The organism is Actinoplanes sp. NPDC026623, from assembly GCF_040638275.1.
GTDB lineage: Bacteria > Actinomycetota > Actinomycetes > Mycobacteriales > Micromonosporaceae > Actinoplanes.
Map to the genome: position 1 here is coordinate 13,128 of NZ_JBEZXZ010000050.1, position 22,623 is coordinate 35,750.

Consider the following 22,623-nt stretch of genomic DNA (forward strand, 5'->3'; position numbering starts at 1 on the left):
GGTCATCCCTTCGTCAGGTCGATGGCGGAGGCGATGATCTGCACCTTCTTGCCGGTGGCGTCGATGGTCAGGTCCTTTTTCGCGATGATGGTCAGCGCGTCCCCGGTCATCGAGATCTCGTTGCCGGTGAGGTCGGTGAGCCGGATGCCGTCCTTGCTCAGCACCACCTCGTTGCCGAAGCCGTCGAGCACCGCGATCCCGTTCTTGTCGAGGGTCACCAGGTGACCGTTGACGCCCTCGTAGAGCAGGATCGCCTCGGCCTTGTCGGCGTCCTCGAACTGCAGGGTGTGCCCCTTGAGCGTCTTGATCGTCTTGCGGGTGGGCACCTGCTGCGGCTCGGCCGCCTCGCTCGCGTCGGCGGCCGCGTTGGCCAGCGGCACCTCGCTGCCGTCGTCCGGACGGCTCCAGTAGGTGCCGACCCAGATCGGGAACTCGAGGTCACCCTCCTCGAATTCGATCCACACCCCGGCCTTGCGCTCGGGGATGAAGAACATGCCCTGGTCGGCGGCGCCGCCGTACGGCGCGCACGGGCTGGCCCATCCGGTGACGACGTCCGGCCCGAGCACGCTGGGCACGCTGACCCGCAGCCGGCCCAGCCGCGCCGGATCCTCGTTGTCCACCACCCGGCCCCGGTACTTGCCCCAGAACCGGCGCTCGACCTGCTCGACCAGCCCGGCCACGATCCGCTCGAGCTCGACCGGGGTGCCGGCCCGCTCGCGATTCACAGCGCACCCGCCAGGGCTCCGAGCAGGCCGCCGCCGTCGCCGCCGAAGTTCTCGGTGCCGGTCGTGCCCAGCGCGTTGCGCTTGACCTTGAAGTGCTGCTGGTAGCCGTCCGGCGTGAAGCAGTGGGTGACGTGGGTGACGTAGTAGACGCCGCTGTAGGTCTCGCCGATGCCCTTGATCGTCACCGTCGCGCGCGGCTTGAGCACTGTCTCGTAGTCGTTGGCGATCACGTCGCCCTCCCCGGTGACGAACCAGGAGCCGTCGTCGTAGAGGCCCTGCGCGAGCGCGGTCATCTCCGGCGCGCCGGTCGTCACCGTCTGCGCCACGATCACCCGCCCCGGCGGTACGCCGGCCGGAAGGAACTCGTTCGACAGGCTGGAACCCATCTCGTCCTCGCTGGCGGAGTCGGCCGTGGCCTCGAGCAGCTCGCCGCTGAGGTGGTCGATCTGGTGCATCGCGACGTCGGTCGTGGCGAACCCGTTGACCTGCAGGCTGAAGCGGCTGACCGTCGTCTCGTCGCCGAACTGGACGGCCAGCACGGGCTGCGGGTCGCCGGCGAGCCCGGGCGGGCCGAAGTAGCCGACGTCGCCGTCCACCCAGCACTCGAAGCCGTTGCGCAGGGCGAGCCGGCGCAGCAGTTGCATGTCGGTCTCGCGCTGGATGATGGTCGAGACCTTCTCGTCGTGCACGATCTCGGTGTCGGTCACCCGCGGCGTCAGGTGGTTCTCCTTGAACAGCAGGGTGGCGATGTCGCTGTCGCGCTTGTTGCTGAAGTCCCGCAGCCGGTCGACCCGGTCCATCAGCGCCCCCGCGTCCATCCCCCAGATCTCGAGGACGCACTGCTCCAGACCGGCGCCGAAGTCGGGCCGCAGGTGGGTGATGTGGCCGGCGATGAGCTGCGGGCTGTCGTCGTCCAGTCCGGCGGTGATGACGACCTTCTGCCAGAGGGCGAACCGGTCGTCGTCGAGGTAGTTCCAGGCGCCGTCGCTGTCGAGCAGCAGCGCCAGCTTCATCCGGAACATCCCGGTCAGCTCGTCGTCCAGCTCGATCTCCAGGGCCACGAGGTCGTCGTAGACCTGCGGTATCTCGGCGCCGCCGAAGGTGATCCGGATGTTCTCGCTCTGCATCGCGGGCCTATCCGCCGGCCGCGACGGGCACGATGATCGGCTTGCCCAGCTGTCCGGCGTCGCTGAACGGCCCGACCGGGAGCCCGGCGCCCTTGATGACCGCGACGAGCGCGGGGGCGTCGACCCGCATCCGGTTGTAGGTGACCAGCAGGGCGCGGTCATGTCGTTCGACCGTCACCTGCACCGGCTGGCCGGACACGATCTGGCGCTCGGTCTCCAGCGTGACGTCGTCGCTCACCAGGACGTCGTCGACACCCACCACCTCGCAGAGCGCGGCCAGCACGCCGGACCAGGCGGGCTCGCCGGCCGGGCCGGTGATCGGGAACCGGGTGCGGATCAGCGGTTCCCCGCCGATCAGCGCCAGCGGCGACAGGAACTGCGGGTTGGCGTCGCAGATCCGCCAGAACTGCAGCGGCTGGTTGTAGTAGGTCCAGGCCAGCTGGTCCAGCCGGTCCCCGGCGGCGACGGTGTGCGTGAACGTGCCGGTGACCTCCGGCAGCGGCCTGATGTCCTTGGCGGCGACCTCCCGCCCGCGGGAGTCGGGTGCGACGACGTCGCCGACCTGCCAGTAACGCGACTGCTTGCTGAACACGGCGATCACCCCGGCACGACGACGTTGGCGACGTCGGCCGCGTTGGCGAGATTGAGCACGGACATCGCCTCCGTCATGGCCTTGGAGTAGAGATAGGGCACGCTCTTGCCCTCGATCACCGTCAGGCTGACGGCGACCGTCGCCCGGACCGGGTTCAGGTCGGTGCTGAACTCGGTCTCGGTGATGTTCATCGAGTTGATGTTCACCGGCAGCACCCGCTTGCGGCCGAAGATGAACAAGATCATCGGCGGGTTCGCGCCGCGGGTGAAGCTGAAGCCGCCGGGCTTGCCGAGCAGCGCGCCGAGGGCGGACCCCAGCAGGCTCTCCCCCTTCGGGTAGACCATCAGCTCGAGGGTGGACAGCTGCGGTGCGATGCCGAACTGCTCGGTGATCGTGTCGCCGTCGTCGAGCCGGTCGCTGGCGTCGAGCCGGATGTCGAACCCGATCGTCTGCTCCTGGACCGTGACCAGTTGCTGCTTCTGCAGGGCGAGCAGGTCGGAGGTGCGGCCGTGCACCTGTCGCAGCGTGCGGGGCGGAACGACCGGCGCGCTCGCGCCGGGCGCGGTGGTGCTGCCCGGCGCGGCGAAACTCAGCCCGCGATTGCGGGTGAGCTGAATCGGATTGAACTGGAACACCACGAACAGCGGCGGCACGCTGAGCCCGAATTCGACGAAGGCGCCGCGCAGAATCTTGGGTTTGTTGGGAAAGCCATCGGACATGCCAGCGACACCTCGGAATCTTCAGACCCGAATTCGGCGATGACATTCACCGTACGAGCGGAACGGCGTCCACCCAATAGAGCCAGATTCCCAGTTAGGGACCAGAGGATCGGCTGGTACCTTTCTGGTCCTTGTGCCGGTGCCGCCGGGCTTCTCAGCTGTCCCCGGCCGGGTTCCACTCGTCGGCGAGATGCCGCACGACGGTGCTCAGATAGTCGCCGGAGCGGCGGTCCAGAGCCGCCGTGACCAGCGACAACGGGCATTCGGCCGGGCCGTCGGGCAGCTGCACGACGGGTAGCCCGAAGTAGACGCCGGAGGGGTCGGACAGGTCCAGGTCCCAGGTCGCGCCGTCGATGGCGAGCACCATGACCAGGCCCACGTGGCGGGCCGCGGCGTCCAGCACCGGCCGCTGATCGAGCGTCAGCGCGGCGTCGGGTTTGCGATAGCGTTTCAGCAGGAACGCCTCGAGCGCGTCCAGCGAGGCGATGTCGAATCCCGGGTCGCCGCCCATCATTCCGTACAGTTCCTCGCGAGCCTCGAGATCGCCGGCCAGCCAGTTCTCGAACGCCGCGCGCGAATGCAGCCGCATCGCGCCGAAGCCGTCGTCGGTCATCGTCTTCTCCTGATTTGCGGACTATTTTCTGCGCGGCAGCGTACGGCTTTCGAACTCGGTGGTGCCGCCCTTGGCCGTGCGGTTCTCGACCAGGATGCCCGCGTCGCTGAGCGCCTTCAGCAGCGGCGCGCTCGCCTCGGTGTCGATCAGCACCCACTTGATGTTCCAGCCCTGCTTGACCAGCTTCGCGTCCCGGTTCACCTCCCAGATGATGTCCTCGCTGGCATAGATCTTCCCAGTCTCGTACGCCTTGATCTCCACACCGCGTCGGCGGCCGACGTCGGCGATGTCGAGCCGGCGCACCTCGCCGCGCCCGGTCGGCACGGTCTGCTCGGTCTTGCCCCAGCCCAGGCGCTGCTGTTCGGCGGCGACGATGACGTTCGCCTTGTTGGCCCGCTCGACGTTCGCGTCGTAGATCGACTTCCAGGCCGGATACTCGAGTTTGCCGCCGATCAGCTCGTACATCTCGCGTCTGATCTTGCGGTGGGTGTCGCTGCCGGCCTCGTGCTCGCGCAGCTTGGTGAGCAGCTCGGCGTACTTGCGCTGCTTGGGCCGGGAGAGGCCCTCGGCGGCGACGTAGCCGGCGCCCTCGCCGAAACCGCCCAGGTCCAGGGTGCGCATGTGCTGCTCGAGCTGGACCTCCAGGTGGGCCAGCTCCGCCTCGGCCAGGTCGCGGGCGTTGGGCTCCAGCCGGCTCATGTGCTGCAGCTGCGCCTCGATCAGCTTGGGCAGCTTGCCGACCTCGAGCTTCGCCTCGAACTGCGCCTTGTTGGTGGGGTCGAGGGTGTCGACGCCGACGAGCTCGCCGATCCAATTGAGCGCCTGCCGGACCCGACCGGCGAAGCCCTGGTACTTCTGCATGGTCCGGACGGTGTCGGTGTGCAGCGCGACGGTGCCGGGCCGGGCGTCCGGACCGCAGCGGATCTTGATCTCGGTGATCAGCCCGGTCTGCTTGTCGAGCGTGTAGTCGACGTGCACGGCGTCGCCCTTGAGCGCCGGGTCGATGCTCACCATCGCCCGCAGGTCGGCCGGCATGGCCTCGCGCAGCTCGGCGAGCGTGGCCTGCCGCTCCCCGATCGGCACCGCCTCGGCCTTCGGCGCCGCGGCGTCCGGCCGGGTCTCCTCGCCCGGCACTTTCTCGCCCGGCACCTTCTCCACCGGTGGTGTCTTCTCCGTCGCCGGCGTCTTTTCTGTCGGTGGGGCCTTCTCGATCGGTGGGGCCTTCTCAATCGGTGGGGCCTCCCGGGCCGGCGCGCCGGTGTCCTTCGCCGCGGTGGAGCCCTCGGCGGTGGCGGGCTTCTCCGCCCCGGGTGCCGACTGCTTCGCCGCCTTCATCGCGTTGGCGGCCACGAACAGGCCGGTGTTCTGCACCGCCGACGAGATCGCCCCGGCCCGGGCCCGGCGGGCCGCGGCGTGGGTGATCGCGCCGCTGCTCTCCTGCCCGGCGATGTCGACCATCTGATCCAGGAACTGCAGGTTGCCCCAGAGCAGCCCGCCGTAGTTGATCGCCTCGTTGGCCAGCTCGACGACCCGGGCCAGCGTCTGCGCCCCGCGCAGGGCCGCCGCGGCCCTGGTCAGCTGCGCCTCGGTGGCGCCGCCCTCGACCGTGATCGCGAACAGCTTGTCGAACTTCTGCACCCGCAGGCCCGCCGCGAGCTGGCCGGCCGCGCCGAGCCCGCCGAGTATCCCGAGCACGTCGCTGACCGTCTGGGCATCCAGGCGCAGGTGGCCGGCGCGCCAGCGCTCGACCAGCCGGGCCGCCGCGACGCCCGCCCCGATCAGCGCGCCGGCCGCGCCCGCCGACGCGACGAACAGGCCGAGCGCGGCCAGCGTCGCGACGAGGTCGTCGATGCGCTTCTCGGCCAGCGCCCAGTCGGCCGGCGCGCTGTCGACGAACAGCTCGGCCGCCGCCCCGGCCTCCAGGCCGAGCCCGGCGGTCCGGACACCGATGCGGCCCCGCCCGTACGCGGCCTTGCCGCCGAACTTGGTCAGCGCCGACCGGAACGCCGCGCTCGGGGTGGCGCCCTGGCCCACGTACTCGAAGCCGTCGCGGTTGGTGACGTCGCTGATCAGCCAGCGGTGCTGGTCGCCGTCCATGGCCATCGGGCCGGCCGAGATCAGCAGCGGGTACTGCTCGCCGGTCACCTCGGAGATCAGCGTGGCGTTGACCCGGACCGCCGGGGCCAGGCCGCTCGCGCCCTCGGTACGCCGGCTCTCGTGCAGGACACCCAGCATGATCTGGTCGTCGATCAGCGCGAGGTCGCGCACCCGGGTGTAGTCGGAGAGGTGCGGGTGCTCGAGCCGGAAGGTCTCCAGCTCCTTCTGCTTCTCGACGCGGCGCTTCTGCAGCACCAGCAGCGGCGAACCCTCGAACCGGAACTTCGCCTCGGCCAGCAGGCTCTTCAGATAGTCGACCTTGGCCTGGTTCCCGGTCTTCCCGGCCAGGTCGATCTGAGCCTGCAGCTCGGCGAGCTGCGCCGACGGTTCGTCCAGCGCCTCACGCACGGCCCGGTCCATCGGCGAGACCTCGACGACCTTCGAGGCCACCGACGGCGGCCGGATGATCGGCTTGCCCTCCCGGTCCTCGTTGATCGCCGGCGTCGTGATCACCCGGATCAGGAAGATGCCCTCCTGCTCGAGCGGGATCTCCTGCTGCTGGCGCGGGCCGGCGAACAGGTCGGCGATCAGCCGCAGCGTCGCACCCAGCGTGGTGACCAGCAGCGAGACCGGCGCCAGCTCGAGCGAGAGCCGGTTGGCGGCCAGGCTGGACAGCTTCTCGCCGACGGTGTCCCCGTTCGGGTCGCGGGTCGCCGCCGCCGATCGCTTGGTGTCCTTCCACCAGTCCTCGAACTCGCGGTTGAACTCGCGGCGGGCGCCGCCCGAGCCGGTCACGTCGGTGCCCGAGCCGGCCTTGGCCCGGGTGAACTCCTCGATGCGCTGGTCGAGCGTCTTCTCCGCGCCGGGCGCCTTGGTCTTCGCCGCGGCGGCCGCGCCGGCCGGGTCGGCCGCGAGCTGCCGGCGGGCGTACGCGGTGATGTCGTACCGCTCCCAGCGGTAGTGGATCGACTCGCCGACCTGCGAGATCACCTGAGAGGCCAGCGTGTAGTTGCCGTTCGCGGTCCAGTCGACCTTCGCGGCGAAGGTCGGATCGGAGTCGATCGGCACCAGCTTCGGGCCCTCGACCGAGACCGGCCACGGCGGGGCGTTGGCGGGCTCGCCGTCGCCCCGGCCCTCGATCGGGCTCGCGTAGACCCCGGCGCCGGCCTTTCCGCTGCGGGGCACCTTGGTGTCGTGGGTCTCCATCTCCGGTACGAAGAAGATGCTGGTGTGCGCGGCCGGGATCCGCGCGGCGAGCGACCGGATCCGATCCGGCTCGCCGACCAGCTCCTCGATGTCGAGGGTCTCCGTGGTGGGTGCGGCGGGCGCGGTGGCGGCGGGCTTCTTGGCGGCCGCCGCGTCGGTGCCGGCGGCCGCGGGCTCGGACTTCGGCTCGCGGCTGAAGATGTGCGAGCCGCCCTCGGCGCCGGTGGACTCCAGCGCCCAGCGGCCGTCCGGGTTCGCGTTGAAGTAGACCAGCGCGACCAGCTTGCTCCTGTTGAAGACGTAGACGCCCGGCACGAAGCTCAGGCGCTGGCTCTCCTTGACGCCGACCCGGTCGAGCAGCGTGCCGTCCGAGTCGTAGAACGTGATGAAGCGCGAGCTCAGCCCGATGAAGAGCCGGCTGCCGGGCCCGCTCCGGCGGGTCCAGGCGGCGGCCAGGGTGCGGGCCGCGTCGGTGGTGCTGCCCGCCGTGACGACCAGGCGTTCGGCGCCGGCCTGCGCGGCGGGCGCGCGCCACAGCGTCGGCGTCCGATGGTCCTGCTCCACGTGGGCGAGTTCGTGGGCGAGCAGCGCCCGGCCGCCGCCCACGCCCAGGAAGATGTGGCTGCCGACGGTGAACGCACCCGCGCCGGCCGCCTCGGCGAGCGCGGCCGCGCCCGGATCGTCGTGCACCCGGACGTGGCCGAGATCCGCGCCGAACCGCGGCTCGAACCAGGCCCGGTCGCCGGCGTCGAGCGGCCGCCCGCCGCCGGCCCGCTCGGCGATCGCCGGGGCGACACCCGCCGGCAGGAAGGGCGCGCGGTCGCCGCCCGGGGCGACCGGCACCGGAGCCGCCCGCAGCACCTCGGCGGCCCGGGCGTCGGCCAGCCGCTCGGCCGCGTCGTCCGGTGCGGAGATCGCCTGGCTCAGGAAGTCGTTGCCCAGGCCCCGGTGCACCGCCTGCCGGGCGTCGTCGGCCGGCCCGGCCTGGCTCACGGCGGGCGCCGGGGCGCTCGCCCGGGTCACGGACCTGGTGTCGTGCGCCGTCGCACCTGAGGCGCTCATCGCCGGCGATCCGGTCGGGTGCGGGCCATCAGAACCGGAAGCCGATCCGGACGAGCGCCTGCTGCACCTGGCGGTCGGCGTCGGCGGTCGGCCGCAGCACGTTGTAGATCGCCTCGAGCTGGACCCGGTTGAAGTCCAGCCGCAGGCCGCCGCCGACCTCGGGGCCGTGCTGCGGCGCGGCGCCGGTGAGATCCCAGCTGTATCCGCCGCTGATCCGGCCGTACAGCGGGCGGAAGATGCGGAAGTCGAGGGAGCCGCTGAGGCCGGCCCGGATGAAGGCCTCCTTGTCGGTGAACGGGATGTCGAGCCGCGCCCCCAGCGCCGCGGCGCCGCCCGCCCACTGCGCGACCAGGTCGTACTCGGCGGAGGCGACGGCACGGCCGCCGGCGCTGGAGAACTCGGCGCCCAGGCCGAGGGTCGGCCCGTGCAGGTGACGGCTGCGCCCGTACGCGAGGAGGCCGGAGGTGCCCTGCAGGAAGCCCGGTACGGGCGGGTCGTTGCCGTAACGCACGCTGACGGTCACCGGTTTGCGGAATCCCTGCAGGAACTCCACCACCGTGTCGAAGTTGCCGTCGATGTCGATGCAGCCGGAGCTGCCGGCCAGGATTCCGCCGTGCAGGAAGAAGCCGGTCCGCTTGTAGACGTCGCCGATGCCGGGCGGCCCGGGCCGCAGCCGCCCCTGCGGGTTGAGCGCGACCCGGCCGCTGCCCCAGTCTCCGGTGTGGATCAGCGCGCCGTTGACCGTCGAATCGTGCTTGCCGATGATCCCGTCGACGGTCATCCAGAACTGGTCGGTGCCGCTGAACCGCTCGATCGCCGGTGGCCGGAACGCGTACGTGCCCTCGGGGATCGGCCCGAAGTCGGTGACGCCGACGAACCGCTTGTCGTTCATGTATGTGGCGGTGACCTGGTCGGCGCCGGCCGCCTTGGCGTCCGCGTCGGTGAGCGGCACCGGCCGCCCCGACTGGGCGCCGAACCGGTAGATCTCCTTGCCGTCGCCGCGCACGATCAGGTCCTCGCCGTCGAACTCCATCGTCACCTCGCTGAAGTCCGTCGCGTGCGGGGTGCCGGACTTGGCGAGGAACTGGTTGCCCAGCGCGCGGTCGCCGCTCTGCCCGGCCGGTTCCCGGGTCTTCGTCGTCGGCGGCGGCGCGGTCTTCCTGCTCGTCCGGCCCGCCAGCTGTTCGTGCTCGTCGCCGCTCATCGCGGCGCGCCGTTCAGCGCGGCCGGCTCGGTCCAGAGCCGGCCGATCTTCTCGAACTCGCGGCGGGTGCCGTGCAGGATGTGCCGCCGGTCGATCACGCCGCCGTCCGCCGCGGCGAGGAAGGCGGCGTTGAGCACGATGTTCCGGATCGTGCCGCCGGCCACCGGGAACTCCCGCGCCAGCGACGCGACGTCGACGTCGTCGGCCAGCGGTGCCGCCGCCGGGAAGTGGGCACGCCAGATCCGGGCCCGGGTGTCGGCGTCCGGGAACGGGAACTCGACGATGAAGCGGATCCGCCGGGTGAACGCCTCGTCGAGGTTCTGCCGCAGGTTGGTGGCGAGCACCACCACCCCGTCGTACTGCTCCATCTGCTGCAGCAGGTAGCTGGTCTCGATGTTGGCGTACCGGTCGTGCGCGTCGGAGACCTCGGTGCGCTTGCCGAACAGGGCGTCGGCCTCGTCGAAGAACAGCACCGCGTTGCTGCTGCGCGCCTCGGCGAAGACCTTCCGCAGGTTCTTCTCCGTCTCGCCGATGTACTTGTTGACCACTCCGGACAGGTCGACCTTGTAGAGGTCCAGGCCCAGGTCGCCGGCGAGCACCTCGGCCGCCATCGTCTTGCCGGTGCCGGGCGGCCCGCTGAACAGCGCGGTGAGCCCGGTGCCGCGGCTGCCGCGGGCGCCGAACCCCCAGCCGCCGAAGACCCGATGGTGGTGCCGGACCTGGGCGCCGATGTCGCGCAGCAGCTCCACCCGGTCGGCGGGCAGGACCAGATCGTCCCAGCCGCACGCCGGGTGGATGGCGGCCGCGAGGTCGCTGAGCCGCCCCGCGGACAGCTCCCGGCAGGCCGCGTAGACGTCGCTCAGGGCGAGCGCGCGCGGCGGATCGCCGGCCAGCCGGTGCCGGTCGGCGGCCGCGACGGCGGCCCGGATCGCCGCCGGGGTGAGCCGGAAGCGATCGGCCAGCTCCGCCGCCCACCCCGGCGGATCGGCGGCCAGGCCGCCCAGCGCGCGACGCCACAGCTCGGCGGCCCGGCCGACGTCCGGCAGGGCCAGCGCGACGACGTGCACCGGCACCTCGCCGAGCGTGGCCGCGCCCGGCCACGGCTGCTGCCCGCAGAGGAACGCCAGCCCGCCGAGGTCGGCCAGGGCGGCCCCGAGGGCCGCGAGCAGAGGCCGGGCATCGTCGTTCGCCAGCTCCTCCGCGCCGGTCAGGCAGATCGCGGCATGCTGCAGAACCGCTTCGCGTACGGCGACCCGCACGAGTTCCGCCCGCTCGGCGTCCGCGCCGGGGATCGCCCGCAGGTCCAGGCTGAGCATCGAGCGGCCGGTGCCGGCGCACACCTGCGCGGCCAGTTCCCGGCGGCCCACCCCGGCGGGCCCGTACAGCGCGATGACGAACGCGCGCGGTGCCCGGCCGGCCAGGCGGATGAGCCCGGCGGCCGCCGGGTGCTGCGGCTCCGGGCCGGGCGACGGCAGGTGCAGCCGGGCGAGGCCGATCAGCCGGGCGTCGAGGTCGTCGCCGCCGAGCAGGAACGAGCAGATTCGCGGGTCCAGTGCCAGGAATCGGGCCAGCCCGGTCGACCCGGACGGGCTGCCCTGATCGGCGAAGGCCCGCAGGATGCCCAGCCGCAGCAGCGCCGAGGCGTCGTCGAACAGGGCGCGCGCCCGCCACCGGTCGGCCTCGTCGGCGTGGAGCAGGTCGAGGATCAGGTCGGCGCTCGGCCGCTTGCGGGTGATGTCGTCCTGCAGGTAGGCGTACAGCCGGTCGTATTTGCGGCGCAGTTCGGGCGCCAGGCAGACGACCACCGCGCGCAGTTCGGCGGCGGACAGGCCGAAGCGGCGGCCCAGCGCCGCAAGCCGCGGCGACACGCCCGCCGCATGGCTCTGCCGCAGCCGCGCCTCGATGCGTTGCGACGCCAGCTCGAGCTCGCCGTGGACCGCGCCGTCCGGTGGCGGCGCGGGCGCCGGGGCGAGCAGCCAGGCCACCTCCTCGCGGGAGATGTAGACGGTCCGGGCGGTCTGGCTCTGCGGGGACAGGTCGTTGAGGGCCGCCAGCGTCGACAGCCGGGCCCGGATCATCAGATCCAGCCGGTGCAGCTCGTCGGCGAGATGCTCCAGATTGTCGAGATAGCCCAGCTCGGTGCTCACGGCGTCACCTCGACCAGGAAGCCGCGCCGGAACAGGCCGGAGACCTCCACCCGGACGTCGTAGAAGCCGGGCGCCAGGCCGGGCGGCAGGGTCGCGGTGAACGTGTCGCCGGTCAGCTGCTGCGCGGCCACCACCCGCTGGTCGCCGATCACCACGTCGGCGCGCCAGCCGGTCAGGTCGGTGCCGGTGAAGGTGAGCACGTCGCCGGGCGCGCCGGCCTGCGGCGTGACCCCCAGGACCACCGGCGGCCGGTACGGCACCCGCACGTCGGGCACGCCGACCCGGCGTACCCGCTGCGGCACCGGGCGGCTGGTCGTGGCGAGCCGGTCCAGCTGCAGCGACGAGACCTGGTAGAGCACGGAGAGCCGGAACGGCTGGGAGAACGTGTTCCAGATCCGGCTGAGCTCCTCGGGATCGAGGGCGTTGCTGGCGATCTGCAGTTGTTCGCGGGCATCGACGAGCCCCGGCTCGAGATAGGTGGCCGGCACGGCGGAGTTCTCGTACAGCACCCGCATCGCCTCGCCGAGGATCTGCTGCGCGGCCGCGTTCCCGGTCAGCGGATCGTTCGCCGCGTACGGGGTGAGCAGGTAGTACAGCGACAGCGACAGGGGTGCCGCGACCAGCTGGCCGGGGTTGCCGGGGCGCACGGTCCAGTCCTGGTTCTTCAGGAACGGGTTCTCGACGATCTTGTAGAGGAAGAGGTTGACCCGGCGCGCCGAGGCGGTCTCGTCCGGCGCGAGCAGGGTCACGTCGACCGCGGGGGCGAGCCGCATCTCGCCGACGAGCAGGTTGCGCAGCGACGCGCTGACCATGCCGATGGCCGTGGAGGCGCTCATCGCAGGTTCCTCGCGCGCAACCGCCCGACGTGCCGCCGCTCCCAGAACGCCGCCGGCCCCACGCCACCCGGCGCGGCCGCCACCACGACCGGCGGCGGCGATGGCGGTGGAACCGGGGCGGGCGGCGCGGGCCGTTCGACGGGCGAAGGCCAGTCAGCCTCCGGCCCGGGAAGCGCCGGCGGCGCCGCCCGCCGGCCGGGCTGCCGTGGCCGAGACTCTGTTGTCGGCGGGTGCCCAGGCGGCGGGACGGCACCGGGCGTCGCCGTCCACCGCGCCGAAGTGTTCTTCACTGCGAAATCGCTCGCACCGGTCGTCATCGCCGCCGGCCGCGGTGCGGATGCGGAGGTGCCGGGCCGAGATCCCGTCACGGGAACGGCATCGGGATGCTCCGGCGTGCCGGCCGAGCCTGGCCGGGGCGCAGCGGGCCGTGCCGGTGCGTCCGGAGACGAGATTGACGCTGCGGGAGCGGGCCGTTGCGGCCTGGCCGGTCCGTCGCGCCGGGTCTCCTCCATGACGCGGTATGCGCCGGGCGCATCGGGATCGGACCCCGGCCCGGATGGCGCCGCGCCGATCCCGGGTCGCCTCGCGCCCGGCTCGGATCGCGCCGCGGCAGGACCGCCACCCGCGGTGGCCGTCGGCTCGGCGGTCGCCGGAGCCGAGCGCGACAGCGCCGGCGATGCGGGACGGGTCGGGCGGGTCGTGATCCCGGGCACGGCGATGATCGGCCCGCTGAGCGATCCCGCCGGGGGCTCCGGTGTCGCCTCGGGCGACGGTGGTTCGGCGCCGGCCCGCGGAGCCGGCGGCTGCGGCTCGGCGGTGACGGACGACCCGGCCGGGCCGTGCATTGTGGACGATTCTGTGTGCGTATCGGAAAAAGAGGTTTGTGCGACGACCGGGTCGGGTCCGCGGAGCCGGCCGTCGCTGCCAAACGGGTCGTCCATCTCTTCGATCTGCCATGGTGAAGAAGCCGGTCGGGTCGGCGCGTATCCGTCGCTTTGTTGATGGCGATAGACGAAGCCGAGGCGTGGCATTGCCGGAAAGCTCACCCGGACGCCGGCGTCAGGCACGACGCCGAGCAGCTCCCGCACGCCGCCGCGGTGACGCACCGGGCGGGCACCGTCGGCCAGGATCGCGCGCAGATAGCCGTCAGGCGCCGTCATTGAGCGCTCCGATCGCGTCGGCGAGCACGTCGATGTAGGTGCGCCGTTTGTCGCGGGTCATCTCCATGATCTCGCTCTCCGCCCAGTGGTAGTGGTAGGCGAGGTAGTGCACCTCCTGGTAGAGCAGCGCGCCGTCGGTGCGCAGCTCGCCCAGGAAGAACCGCTGTATGTCGAACGGCGCGGCGAACATCCGCCCGCAGGCGGTGCACCGGACGTCGATCGTCTGCGCGACGCTCGGCGCCACCTCGCGCATCCGCTGCTCGATCTCGGCCCGGACCGAGGCCGGCAGCGCCGCCACCGCGTCCTCGTCCGGCGTCTCATCACCGAGGCGGAACAGGCAGCGGGCCAGCAGGGTGGTCAGCGCCGCCGCCTCGTTCTCCGCCAGGCGGCCGGCGAGCAACTCCTGGTCCGCCCCGGTCGGCAGCCGGAATTCCACCGGCCGCCGGTCGGACAGGGTCATCCGGTGCACCCGGCCGGGCTGCGCCGGCGCCTCGATCGGCACGTCGGCCAGGGCGAAGTCGAGCGACACCCGTTCGCCGCAGTCGGCCCACGGGCAGAACAGGTCGGCCCGGACCCGGTCGCCGAAGGTGGCCCGGCGCAGTTGCAGCATCAGGTAGTGCCGGTCGGCCACCAGCAGGTCGCGGACCACCTCGGCCGGGACCGGGCTGATGTCGCCGAGGCGCCGCACGCAGCGGCTGAGCACCTCGGTGATCTGCGCGGCCGGGCCGGCGTGCCGGGTCCGGGTCAGCAACTCCTCCTCGCGGCCGGTGAGGACCGCGAGGTCGAAGTCACGCTGCAGCCGCCCGGCGGCGTCGAAGTACCCGCCGGGCAGTTCACCGTCGGCCACCGGTTACGTCTCCTTGAGCTCGGCGATCGGGTCGCGAACCCAGCCCTCGTTCTCCAGCTTGATCGTCGTGATCATCACCGCGTTCCCGCCGGCGTCGAGCTGCGGCAGCGCCTGGTATTCCGACACCCAGCAGCGGAAGACGTTGTACGCCAGCACCTTCTGGCCCTGGTGGTTGTAGACCTCGATGCTGATGTTCTTGCGGAACGTGGCCAGCGACATGGCGGCGTCGCCCTGGAAGTTGTTCACCTTGTTGGCCCACTCCTCGAAGGTGGTGTCGTGGGTGACACCGGCCTCGAGGGTGATCGGGTCGTACTTGCACTTGCCCGGCATCTGGCGCGGGCCGCTGGAGTCGCCGCCCTCGTACCACGGCGTGACCTCGATGGTGCGCTTGAGCGCGCTGCACTTGTTGACCGCGGCGACGGGCTGCCCGTCGATGATGATCTTGAACTTGAACCCGAGGTAGGGATCGAATCGAGTGCTGTTGACGGTGAATCTGGCCATCGGCCGTTCTCCTTTCCGCTGGGCGCCTCGTTATCCGGCGGCCAGACCCGCCTTCTGGCTGATCTTGACGACGATGAACTCGGCCGGCTTCAGCGGCGCGAAGCCCACCAGGACGTTGACCACGCCGGCGTCGATGTCGCCCTGGGTGGTCGTCTCGCCGTCGCACTTGACGAAGAATCCCTGCGCCGGCGACGCGCCCTGGAAGGCGCCCTGCCGGAAGAGGTTCATCATGAACGCGCCGATGTTGAGCCGCAGCTGGGACCAGAGCGGCTCGTCGTTGGGCTCGAAGACCGCCCACTGGATCCCGTTGTAGATGCTGACCCGCAGCATGATCGCGGTACGCCGGACCGGAACGTACCGCCACTCCGGATCCGACGTGACCGTCCGGGCGCCGAACGCCACCACGCCCGCACCCGGGAACCGGCGGATCACGTCGACACCCAGCGGGTTGAGGTTGCCCTGCTGCACGTCGCTGAGCTCGGCGGCCAGCCCGAGGACGCCGTTGAGGCTCGCCTCGGTGCCGGCCGGCGCCTTCCACACGCCACGGGAGGCGTCGATGCGGGCGTACAGGCCGGCGAGGAATCCGCTGGGTGGCAGCAGGATGGGATCGCGGGACAGGCCGGTCGGGTCCAGGGCCTTCACCCAGGGGAAGTACAGCGCGCCGTAGGAGTTGGCCGTGGTGAGCTTGGCCCGGAAGTCCGCCGCCTCGGCCGCCGTGTCGTCGTGCGACGTGGTCTCGCCGATGTAGAAGGCATCCTTGAGCGGCCGGTTGGCGCAGTAGGCCGCGCCGATGTCGAACATCGCCGTCGAGCCCTCGCCCGGCACCGCGAGCAGGCTGAAGTCGGTGATCGCGTCGAGCTTGGTGAGCGCGGCGCCGAAGGTCAGCTCGTTGATCGCCGCGACGCCGTCGCCGCCCGGGGTGGCCGCGATGACCGGCGCCGCCACGGCGGCGTCGCCGAGTTGCAGCGCGTCGACCTTCGCGGGGCGGCGGATGGCCGCGCCGCCCTCGGACAGGCCGCCGTTGCCGGTGCCGAGACGCAGTTGCGGGCTCGCGTCGTTCGCCGCCGCCGGCTGCACCGCCACCGAGGAGGTCGCCGCCGTCGTGCCCGACTGCAGCAGCAGCCGGGACTGCCCGCCGACCGTCTCCACGGTGCACGTGAAGCCGGTGAAGGCGGTCCCGCTGGTGGAGGTCTTCTTCTTGACCAGCGCCACCACGGCGTTCTGGATCGCGGTCGCCACGTCGCCGAGCACCGTCGACGTCCCGGCCGCCGCCGGCAGCGTCACCTGCTGAAAGCCGTCGCCGTCCACGTTGATCAGGAAGGAGACCTTGGCGCCGAGCGGCAGCGTCGGGGTGAATCCGCCCCGGTGCTGGCCGCGCTGGGCGCTGACGTTGGCGGCGGGCACCTGGGCGCTGATCAGCGCCGAACTCTGCCGCAGGACGGTCACCACATGGTTCGGGGCGGCCGGATCGACGCTGAGATTGTCGAAGACCTCGAGCGGGGTGGTGTCGCGGAAGGTCGCCGAGACCACGGCCGGATCGTCCTGACGGCGCACGGTGATCCGGAACTCGTTGCCCGGGTCCAGGGTGCCGTCGTCGATCGAGACCAGCAGCGAGTTTCCCCAGTTCCCGGCGTTGCGGGCGGTCAGGATCAGCCCGGCGACCGGCGCGGCGGCCCGGTTCTGCACCGTCACGGCGGCGACCGCGGCGTCGCCGTGGGTGACCCGCACGATGTAGCACTGGCGCCCGCCGTTGTTGAAATACTGGAAGACGCTGTGGGCGAGATACCCGTCGGCGATGTACGAACCGTACAGCCGCTGGAACTCCGTCCAGTTGGTGACGCGGGTGGCCTCGGCGGGTCCCATCTCCGCGAGGCCCACGAAGGCGGCCGTCGACGTGCTGGCGATGTCGACGGGGCGGACCCCGCTCGAGATCTCCTCGACGTAGACGCCCGGATAACTCAACGTCGGCATACCGTGATCTCCTATCGCGACCGGTTGCTACGGCGGGACGTCTTCGAGTCGCTGCCGCCGGTTTCGGTTTCGGCTTCGTCGCCCTCGGCTTCAGCGGCCTCGGTCTGCTCGACATCGATCACCTGCTGGGCGCGCAGCTTTTCGATCTTGGCGTTGTTCGTGATCTCGGCGTCGGACAGCTCGTCGGTCACCTGCCCCGGTGACAGCCGCACGGTGCCGCCGCTGGACAGCGGCACCAGCAGTGGGCCCGAGACCAGCAGACTGCGGATCCTGACGGTCATGACTCACCTTTCCTGTTCAGGCGCGGATCGCGCAGTTCGCCCGGAGCGCCGCGGCCAGGTCGTCCGGTGTCGCCCCGGCGATCCGTTCGACCCGCGGGCGCGCCGTGTAGATCAGGGCCGTCCGCGCCTCGGAGGTGACGGCCAGGACCCAGAGGTCCGGATACTGGTCCAGCAGGTGCGTGGCGATGCCCGGCAACTCGCCGTCGACCGCCGCCACCACGACCACGTCCGCGCGCAGGTCGCCCGCGGCGTGCAGTAGTTCCGACGGCCGGGTGAAGAACCCGACCACCTCCACGTCCGCCTGCCGGTCGGTCGTGTCCGAAACGGTTTTCCGAACCGTCGTCGGCATGGCACCGAGGAGAACTCGAATCGTTGACACATCGGCCCCCTTTGCGAGGCACTTCCGACGCTACGGAAACCGATGCGGATTAAGAATGGAGCTTGATATTCAAAGAGGGACCAGGCCCCGGTCTGGTCCTTTGGGACTACCGCAGCACCCGCCCGGCGTACGGCTCACCGCGCCCGCGCAGCAGCGCGGCGGCCTCACCGCGCCGATGCACGCTGAGCTTCTCGAGCAGGTTGTGCACGTGGTTCTTGACCGTGCGAACCTCGATGCAAAGCTTGCGGGCGATCTCCTTGTTGGACATGCCGTCGTCGATCAGCCCGAGGATCTCGCGCTCCCGAACGGTCAGCCGGGAGGCGCCGGGCGGCCTGCCGCGCGGGCCCATCCGGCGCATCAGGGCCGCCGCCACCTGCGGCGGGCACGAGGTCTCCCCCCGCGCCGCGGTCGCGATGACCTTGACCAGCGCGTCCTGCGGCTCGTCGCGCATCAGGTAACCGGCGACGCCGGCCTCGGCGCAGGCCACCGCCTCGTCGTCGCCGCCGGTGACGGCGAGCGCCACCACGGGCGTCGTCGACGCCAGCGCCCGGCAGATCCGCAGGCTCCCGGAGGTCGCCAGGCTCAGCAGGATCACCTCGAAGGTCGCGCCGTCCAGCTGCCGCAGGGCGTCGTCGCCGTCGACGGCACCGACCGCACCGGTGATCGTGGGCTCCAGGCTGAGCATCGAGATCAGGCTTTCGCGGTAAAGTCGAATATCATCGATGACGAGGACCCGAATCCGGGAGTCATTGGCGTAGCCATTCATCATCACACCGCTCCCGCAAGGCCAGAAAAGCCGACAGCTCCGCTGTCAATTCAGCCCCAAAACGGCGCGCGGACAATCGCAGTGACGTACTGGCGACAGACCGTAGCCGAGATACCAGACCTTCGGATGATTTCCTCGACGTTCCGGATGTGCGGTCGGCTGAAGGGACCATCAGGTGCCGACGAGGCGCACCGCGAGGATGTGTTTGCGGGGGCCACGGCCGAGGCGGCACAGCTCGTCCGCCGAGCGCCAGCCGACACGCTCCGCCGCCGGGATGCCCCCGAGCGCTGCGACGATCTCGTCGACGGTGGCCACAGTCGGATCGCCGGCCGTTCTGACTCGAACCGATGAACCGGGTCGGGAAGGGCCACCCGAGCGCGAACCCGGCGAGTTACGGAGGGCTGTCGCTCACGAATCCTCGGAAGAAGCGCAACTCGTTGTAAGATCGATGCAACCGTCAAATCATGAGTGAACCCAACATTTCCGTCGGTGCAGTCCCCGACAATCCCACCTATGCGGGATTCTTCGAGGTTGAATTGAAGTCCGAGGTTGAAAGGAAGTCCAAGATTGACGGTCGCGGGGCGAGTCTTGTGACCTCGTCCGGAGCCATCCACGCCGTCCTGGTCGGGCTTGGTTCGATCAATCAAGGATCGGCCCGCTCGGCGATTCCTCATTGGACGATGCCCTTCTTGATGCTGGCGATCCTTACGTTCCTCGCAGCAGCGGTGGCTGGCGTGGTCGCTCAATTGAATCGTGGATACGAAGCCACCGGCACCGCAGGCCTGAAGTCGTTGCTCAATGAGCGATGGCGTGACTCATCCGGCGAGTCGATGCACCATGTGAGCACAGACCGCTATCGCGCCATAGAGAGCCTGCAGTCAAGCAACGACAGAAAAGCGATAGCCCTCCGATGGGGCTACGGATTTCAACTCGCGGCGATAGCCTTCCTCGGCCCGGTCGCATTCGCAATTGTCGCCATCAAATAGCACGGAAAGTGCCCACACCTGCAGCCGCCTGAACGACGTCCAACTGAGTGTCGCCCGCGCGGTCGACGTGCGCGCGGATCGCCGGACGGCATCACTGCAGGTCGACCCGCCCGGCGCTCAGGTCGGCCACGATCTCACGCAGCCGCGCCTTCGCCGGGAGCCCCGCGGCCAGGCCGTACTGCAGCGCTCCGCGGCCGGTCCGCTTCTTCTCCCGCTTCGCCCAGCGGCCGCGCTCGGCCGGATCGTCGCCGGCGAGATCCGGCCACGCCGCCGGGTCGATGGTGAGGGTCCGCAGGGTGATCGCCAGGAGCTGCACCCGGTCCCAGGTGAGCACGACGTCGCGGCGCAGGAGCCGGCCGTCGGCGCTGAGCCGGATGCCGGTCCGGTCGAGCACGGGGTCGGCGTGCGGCAACCGGCTCGGCCGGCTGAGCCAGGCGATGCCGAAGGGCACGGTCAGCAGGGCCAGAAACCCCGGCGCGAACAGGTACGCGAACTGCAGGGTGCTGGTCAGGATCAGAATGGCGACCAGGGCCAGCACCGGAACGGTGAGGACGACACCGAGCAGGAAGAAGCCCCGCTGGACGCGCCGCCGCCGGTTCAGCGGGAGGGTGAGGGTGTCGGCAACGGCTGAGTTCGACTCGGCAAGCACCGACAGATCATGCCCGAGCAGTGGATCGGACCGGGCCTCGCCCCGGGAAGCCGGCGGCCGGTGGCTGGTCCGTTCGGACCGGCCACCGGCCAGGTGGGTGTGACGCCTACGTCTGGTAGGTGGAGACCAGTTGCTGCAACTCCGTCGCCATCGCCGCCAGGCTGTTCGCCGTGGCCTGCGTCTCCGACGCACCCGAGGCCGCCGAATCCGCCGCCGACGCCACCCCGGCGATGTTCCCCGCGATGTTCTCGGTGCCCGACGCCGCCTGCGCCACGTTCCGCACCATTTCACCTGTCGTCGCGGTCTGCTCCTCCACCGCCGCCGCGATCGTCGTCGCGTAGTCGTTGATCCGGCCCGTCACGACCGCGATCTCCCCGATCGCCGAGACCGCCTGCGCCGTCTCGTCCTGGATCGCCGCGATCCGCGCCGCGATGTCACCGGTGGCCCGCGCCGTCTCCTGCGCCAGGTCCTTCACCTCGGTCGCCACCACCGCGAAACCCTTGCCGTGCTCGCCCGCACGGGCCGCCTCGATGGTCGCGTTCAACGCCAGCAGGTTCGTCTGCTCCGCGATCGAGGTGATCAGCCGCACCACGCCGGAGATCTGCACCGACGACTCGCCGAGCCGCGCGACGATCTGGTTCGTCCGCGTCGCCGCCTGCGCCGCCTCGGTGGCGACCTTCGCGGCCTCGCCCGCATTGCCGGCGATCTCGCCGATGGACGCCGACATCTGCTCCGCACCCGCCGCCACCGTCTGCACGTTCCCCGACACCTGCTCCGCGGCCGCCGCGACCGTGCCCGCCTGCGCCGACGTCTCCTCGGACGCCGCCGACAGTTGCGTCGACACCGCCGACAGCTCCTCGGCGGCAGCCGCCACCTGGGTGGCGTTCTCGGTCACCTCACGCACCATGACCCCCGTCGACCCCGTGGACGCGTCCAGCGCCGCGGCGAGCTGCGCCACCTCGTCGCGGCCGGTGAGCCCGGTGCGCTGGGTGAGGTCCCCGCCCTGCACCCGCATGAGCACCGTCACGCAGCGCGACAGCGGGCGGGTGATCCCGCGGGCGATCAGCCAGCTCGCGGCGCCGGCCAGCACCACGCCGAGCACGACGAACACGATCACCGTGGTCTGCGCGCCGCCGGAGGTGGCCCGCGACTCGTCGTTGCGGTCGCGCGCGGCGGCGGTCTCGATCTCGATGAGGTCCTCCATCCCGCCGTTGAGCGCGGCGAGGACCGGCTCGGCCTCGCTGTCGCGTACGCGGGCGAACTCCTCCCGGTCGTCCTTCTCGGCGGCCGGGGCGAGCTTGCCGTCGCGCAGCTGCCGTACGGCGGCGACGGCCTGCTCGACCTGCGTGACCGCCTGCTCCCGGTCGGTCATGTCGGTGCTGGTGTAGTCCGCGAACGCCTGGTCGAAGGCCGCGTCCTGGGCCTTGCTCTCCCGCAGGAACCCGCGCACCTGGGCGAGGTCGGTGGAGATCGCGGCGTTGAGCAGGCTGCTCTGCATGATCTCGGCCGCGTGCTGCATGCGCGCGAGATCGGTGATCGGCAACAGCGTCTGGCCGTACATGTAGTCGGACTGCCGCTGCATCGTGCTCATGTTGGCAAGCGAGGCGGCGGCCACCCCGCCGGCGGCGACCGCCATCGCGCCGACGGCCATCCCGATCTTGGTGCCGACCTTCCGGTCGGTCACCAGCCGCGCCCACTGATGGCCGCGGAACCCGCGCGCCTCGCTCGAAGTGCTCATGAAACCCCCACATTTCATTCGCCGACCGGCGGTCCGGACGTGGCGTGCGCCACGTTGTGAGGCATTTCGGCCGGGCGGCGGGGGCGCTGAACATTCCGGGCCGGTCGTCCCGCAGGGCAGGAAATCCGCGATACTTTGCTCTTGCGCTAAGTATTGTCGCGCGGCAATACTTAGCCACATGGAACAGTTTTCGCCGCAGCTCGACGGCGTGTTCGTCGCGCTCGCCGACCCGACCCGACGCGGGGTCATCCGGCGCCTCGGGCACGGCCCGACGAGCGTCGGCGACCTCGCCCGCGAGTTTCCGATGACCCTTCCCTCGTTCATGAAGCACGTGCGGACGCTGGAATCCAACGGGCTGATCCGCACGGCCAAGTCCGGCCGGGTGCGCACCTGCGTGCTCAACCGCGAGCGCCTCGCCCTCGTCGACGACTGGCTCGCGGAGCAGCGCCGGGTCTGGGAAGAGCGCACCGACCGCCTCGAACGTCTCGTCACCGATCCCAAGGAGAACCGACAGTGAATCCCGACCTGGACCTGACCCTGGAGAGGGTCATCCGCGCACCCCGCGCCGCCGTGTGGAGCGCCTGGACCGACCCGTCGCGCTTCGAGAAGTGGTGGCTGCCGGCCCCGACCCTGTGCCGCGTCGACCGCCTGGAGGTCCGGCCCGGCGGCGCCCTCGTGACCCGGCTCAGCGACGACGGGGTGACCTTCGTCCCGCACATGGACGCGACCTTCCTCGTCGTCGACGACCTGGAGCGGATCGTGTTCACGAACGCGATCGACAGCGCCTGGCGGCCCACGAACCCGATGCCGGTGTCCCTGACCGCGGAGATCACCCTGAGCGATCATTCGGACGGCACGGACTACCGGGTCATCGTCCGCCACGGCGATCCCGCAGCCCGCAGCCGCCACGAGGAGCTCGGCTTCCTCGATGGCTGGGGCGCGGTCACCAAGCAACTCGCCAGGGTCGCCGAGGGCGCCGACCCACGCTGAGGACCGGACCGCGATACATCGGATGAA

Annotated in this window: 22 protein-coding genes; 4 read left to right on the plus strand and 18 right to left on the minus strand. The window is 71.1% G+C overall.

What is annotated here, in order from left to right:
• Positions 1–2: 2 nt before the first annotated feature.
• From AB0F10_RS17305 to AB0F10_RS17345, 9 genes are all read right to left on the minus strand, one after another.
• Positions 3–725: a phage baseplate assembly protein V gene (locus tag AB0F10_RS17305; protein WP_360625214.1), complete on the minus strand. Its 723-nt coding sequence runs from the start codon at positions 723–725 to the stop codon at positions 3–5.
• A complete protein-coding gene (locus tag AB0F10_RS17310; protein ID WP_360625217.1) occupies positions 722–1,852 on the minus strand; it encodes a hypothetical protein in 1,131 nt (376 codons plus the stop codon). Before AB0F10_RS17310 ends, AB0F10_RS17305 begins: the two co-directional genes overlap by 4 nt.
• A 7-nt stretch (positions 1,853–1,859) precedes the next feature.
• The gene (locus AB0F10_RS17315) at positions 1,860–2,444 is read right to left on the minus strand and encodes a hypothetical protein (RefSeq protein ID WP_360625220.1); all 585 of its coding nucleotides are present in this window, start codon (positions 2,442–2,444) and stop codon (positions 1,860–1,862) included.
• 5 nt (positions 2,445–2,449) lie between these two features.
• Entirely contained in the window at positions 2,450–3,163 is a 714-nt protein-coding gene (locus AB0F10_RS17320) for a hypothetical protein (protein ID WP_360625223.1), read from the minus strand.
• A gap of 154 nt (positions 3,164–3,317) precedes the next feature.
• Positions 3,318–3,776: a hypothetical protein gene (locus AB0F10_RS17325; RefSeq protein WP_360625226.1), complete on the minus strand. Its 459-nt coding sequence runs from the start codon at positions 3,774–3,776 to the stop codon at positions 3,318–3,320.
• A 21-nt stretch (positions 3,777–3,797) separates the two neighbouring features.
• The gene (locus AB0F10_RS17330) at positions 3,798–8,141 is read right to left on the minus strand and encodes a DUF4157 domain-containing protein (RefSeq protein ID WP_360625229.1); all 4,344 of its coding nucleotides are present in this window, start codon (positions 8,139–8,141) and stop codon (positions 3,798–3,800) included.
• 28 nt (positions 8,142–8,169) lie between these two features.
• Positions 8,170–9,345 (minus strand): hypothetical protein, encoded by a 1,176-nt coding sequence (locus tag AB0F10_RS17335; RefSeq protein ID WP_360625232.1) that lies wholly within the window; start codon positions 9,343–9,345, stop codon positions 8,170–8,172.
• Complete coding sequence (locus AB0F10_RS17340) at positions 9,342–11,492, minus strand: ATP-binding protein (RefSeq protein ID WP_360625235.1); 2,151 nt, start codon at positions 11,490–11,492, stop codon at positions 9,342–9,344. The genes AB0F10_RS17335 and AB0F10_RS17340 overlap by 4 nt, the downstream gene beginning before the upstream one ends.
• Positions 11,489–12,328 (minus strand): Pvc16 family protein, encoded by an 840-nt coding sequence (locus AB0F10_RS17345; protein ID WP_360625238.1) that lies wholly within the window; start codon positions 12,326–12,328, stop codon positions 11,489–11,491. The genes AB0F10_RS17340 and AB0F10_RS17345 overlap by 4 nt, the downstream gene beginning before the upstream one ends.
• A gap of 279 nt (positions 12,329–12,607) precedes the next feature.
• On the opposite strand from AB0F10_RS17345, the gene AB0F10_RS17350 reads away from it, so the two are divergent.
• The gene (locus AB0F10_RS17350) at positions 12,608–13,330 is read left to right on the plus strand and encodes a hypothetical protein (protein WP_360625241.1); all 723 of its coding nucleotides are present in this window, start codon (positions 12,608–12,610) and stop codon (positions 13,328–13,330) included.
• 144 nt (positions 13,331–13,474) lie between these two features.
• On the opposite strand, the gene AB0F10_RS17355 is transcribed toward AB0F10_RS17350, so the two are convergent.
• The 7 genes from AB0F10_RS17355 to AB0F10_RS17385 form a co-directional block, all read right to left on the minus strand.
• A complete protein-coding gene (locus AB0F10_RS17355; RefSeq protein WP_360625244.1) occupies positions 13,475–14,335 on the minus strand; it encodes a hypothetical protein in 861 nt (286 codons plus the stop codon).
• Between the two features lie 3 nt (positions 14,336–14,338).
• The gene (locus AB0F10_RS17360) at positions 14,339–14,836 is read right to left on the minus strand and encodes a phage tail protein (protein ID WP_360625247.1); all 498 of its coding nucleotides are present in this window, start codon (positions 14,834–14,836) and stop codon (positions 14,339–14,341) included.
• A gap of 30 nt (positions 14,837–14,866) precedes the next feature.
• On the minus strand, positions 14,867–16,807 hold the full coding sequence (locus AB0F10_RS17365; RefSeq protein WP_360625250.1) for a phage tail sheath C-terminal domain-containing protein: 1,941 nt from the start codon (positions 16,805–16,807) through the stop codon (positions 14,867–14,869).
• An 11-nt stretch (positions 16,808–16,818) separates the two neighbouring features.
• Positions 16,819–17,088 carry a hypothetical protein gene (locus AB0F10_RS17370; RefSeq protein ID WP_360625253.1) on the minus strand — a complete coding sequence of 90 codons (270 nt, stop codon included), beginning with the start codon at positions 17,086–17,088 and terminating at the stop codon, positions 16,819–16,821.
• A gap of 16 nt (positions 17,089–17,104) precedes the next feature.
• A complete protein-coding gene (locus tag AB0F10_RS17375; RefSeq protein ID WP_360625256.1) occupies positions 17,105–17,437 on the minus strand; it encodes a hypothetical protein in 333 nt (110 codons plus the stop codon).
• A gap of 136 nt (positions 17,438–17,573) precedes the next feature.
• Positions 17,574–18,236, minus strand: a complete 663-nt coding sequence (locus tag AB0F10_RS17380) for a response regulator transcription factor (RefSeq protein WP_360625258.1) — start codon at positions 18,234–18,236, stop codon at positions 17,574–17,576.
• Positions 18,237–18,404: 168 nt separating this feature from the next.
• Positions 18,405–18,548, minus strand: a complete 144-nt coding sequence (locus tag AB0F10_RS17385; RefSeq protein ID WP_360625261.1) for a hypothetical protein — start codon at positions 18,546–18,548, stop codon at positions 18,405–18,407.
• A 149-nt stretch (positions 18,549–18,697) separates the two neighbouring features.
• Here AB0F10_RS17385 and AB0F10_RS17390 point away from each other — a divergent pair, with 149 nt between their 5' ends.
• Positions 18,698–19,219: a hypothetical protein gene (locus AB0F10_RS17390; RefSeq protein ID WP_360625264.1), complete on the plus strand. Its 522-nt coding sequence runs from the start codon at positions 18,698–18,700 to the stop codon at positions 19,217–19,219.
• Between the two features lie 91 nt (positions 19,220–19,310).
• On the opposite strand, the gene AB0F10_RS17395 is transcribed toward AB0F10_RS17390, so the two are convergent.
• On the minus strand, positions 19,311–19,868 hold the full coding sequence (locus AB0F10_RS17395) for a hypothetical protein (RefSeq protein WP_360625267.1): 558 nt from the start codon (positions 19,866–19,868) through the stop codon (positions 19,311–19,313).
• 106 nt (positions 19,869–19,974) lie between these two features.
• The gene (locus AB0F10_RS17400) at positions 19,975–21,606 is read right to left on the minus strand and encodes a methyl-accepting chemotaxis protein (protein ID WP_360625270.1); all 1,632 of its coding nucleotides are present in this window, start codon (positions 21,604–21,606) and stop codon (positions 19,975–19,977) included.
• Between the two features lie 178 nt (positions 21,607–21,784).
• Here AB0F10_RS17400 and AB0F10_RS17405 point away from each other — a divergent pair, with 178 nt between their 5' ends.
• Both AB0F10_RS17405 and AB0F10_RS17410 read left to right on the plus strand, forming a co-directional pair.
• Positions 21,785–22,123, plus strand: coding sequence for a metalloregulator ArsR/SmtB family transcription factor (locus AB0F10_RS17405; RefSeq protein WP_360625273.1), 339 nt, complete (start codon positions 21,785–21,787; stop codon positions 22,121–22,123).
• Positions 22,120–22,596: an SRPBCC domain-containing protein gene (locus AB0F10_RS17410; RefSeq protein ID WP_360625276.1), complete on the plus strand. Its 477-nt coding sequence runs from the start codon at positions 22,120–22,122 to the stop codon at positions 22,594–22,596. Before AB0F10_RS17405 ends, AB0F10_RS17410 begins: the two co-directional genes overlap by 4 nt.
• Positions 22,597–22,623 lie beyond the last annotated feature (27 nt).

Excerpts from the sequence above, each read along its gene's own strand:
- AB0F10_RS17310 (WP_360625217.1), bottom strand. The coding sequence starts at position 1,852 with ATGCAGAGCGAGAACATCCGGATCACCTTCGGCGGCGCCGAGATACCG.
- AB0F10_RS17320 (WP_360625223.1), bottom strand. The coding sequence starts at position 3,163 with ATGTCCGATGGCTTTCCCAACAAACCCAAGATTCTGCGCGGCGCCTTC.
- AB0F10_RS17325 (WP_360625226.1), bottom strand. The coding sequence starts at position 3,776 with ATGACCGACGACGGCTTCGGCGCGATGCGGCTGCATTCGCGCGCGGCG.
- AB0F10_RS17330 (WP_360625229.1), bottom strand. The coding sequence starts at position 8,141 with ATGAGCGCCTCAGGTGCGACGGCGCACGACACCAGGTCCGTGACCCGG.
- AB0F10_RS17335 (WP_360625232.1), bottom strand. The coding sequence starts at position 9,345 with ATGAGCGGCGACGAGCACGAACAGCTGGCGGGCCGGACGAGCAGGAAG.
- AB0F10_RS17345 (WP_360625238.1), bottom strand. The coding sequence starts at position 12,328 with ATGAGCGCCTCCACGGCCATCGGCATGGTCAGCGCGTCGCTGCGCAAC.
- AB0F10_RS17360 (WP_360625247.1), bottom strand. The coding sequence starts at position 14,836 with ATGGCCAGATTCACCGTCAACAGCACTCGATTCGATCCCTACCTCGGG.
- AB0F10_RS17365 (WP_360625250.1), bottom strand. The coding sequence starts at position 16,807 with ATGCCGACGTTGAGTTATCCGGGCGTCTACGTCGAGGAGATCTCGAGC.
- AB0F10_RS17370 (WP_360625253.1), bottom strand. The coding sequence starts at position 17,088 with ATGACCGTCAGGATCCGCAGTCTGCTGGTCTCGGGCCCACTGCTGGTG.
- AB0F10_RS17375 (WP_360625256.1), bottom strand. The coding sequence starts at position 17,437 with ATGCCGACGACGGTTCGGAAAACCGTTTCGGACACGACCGACCGGCAG.
- AB0F10_RS17380 (WP_360625258.1), bottom strand. The coding sequence starts at position 18,236 with ATGATGAATGGCTACGCCAATGACTCCCGGATTCGGGTCCTCGTCATC.
- AB0F10_RS17390 (WP_360625264.1), top strand. The coding sequence starts at position 18,698 with ATGAGTGAACCCAACATTTCCGTCGGTGCAGTCCCCGACAATCCCACC.
- AB0F10_RS17400 (WP_360625270.1), bottom strand. The coding sequence starts at position 21,606 with ATGAGCACTTCGAGCGAGGCGCGCGGGTTCCGCGGCCATCAGTGGGCG.
- AB0F10_RS17405 (WP_360625273.1), top strand. The coding sequence starts at position 21,785 with ATGGAACAGTTTTCGCCGCAGCTCGACGGCGTGTTCGTCGCGCTCGCC.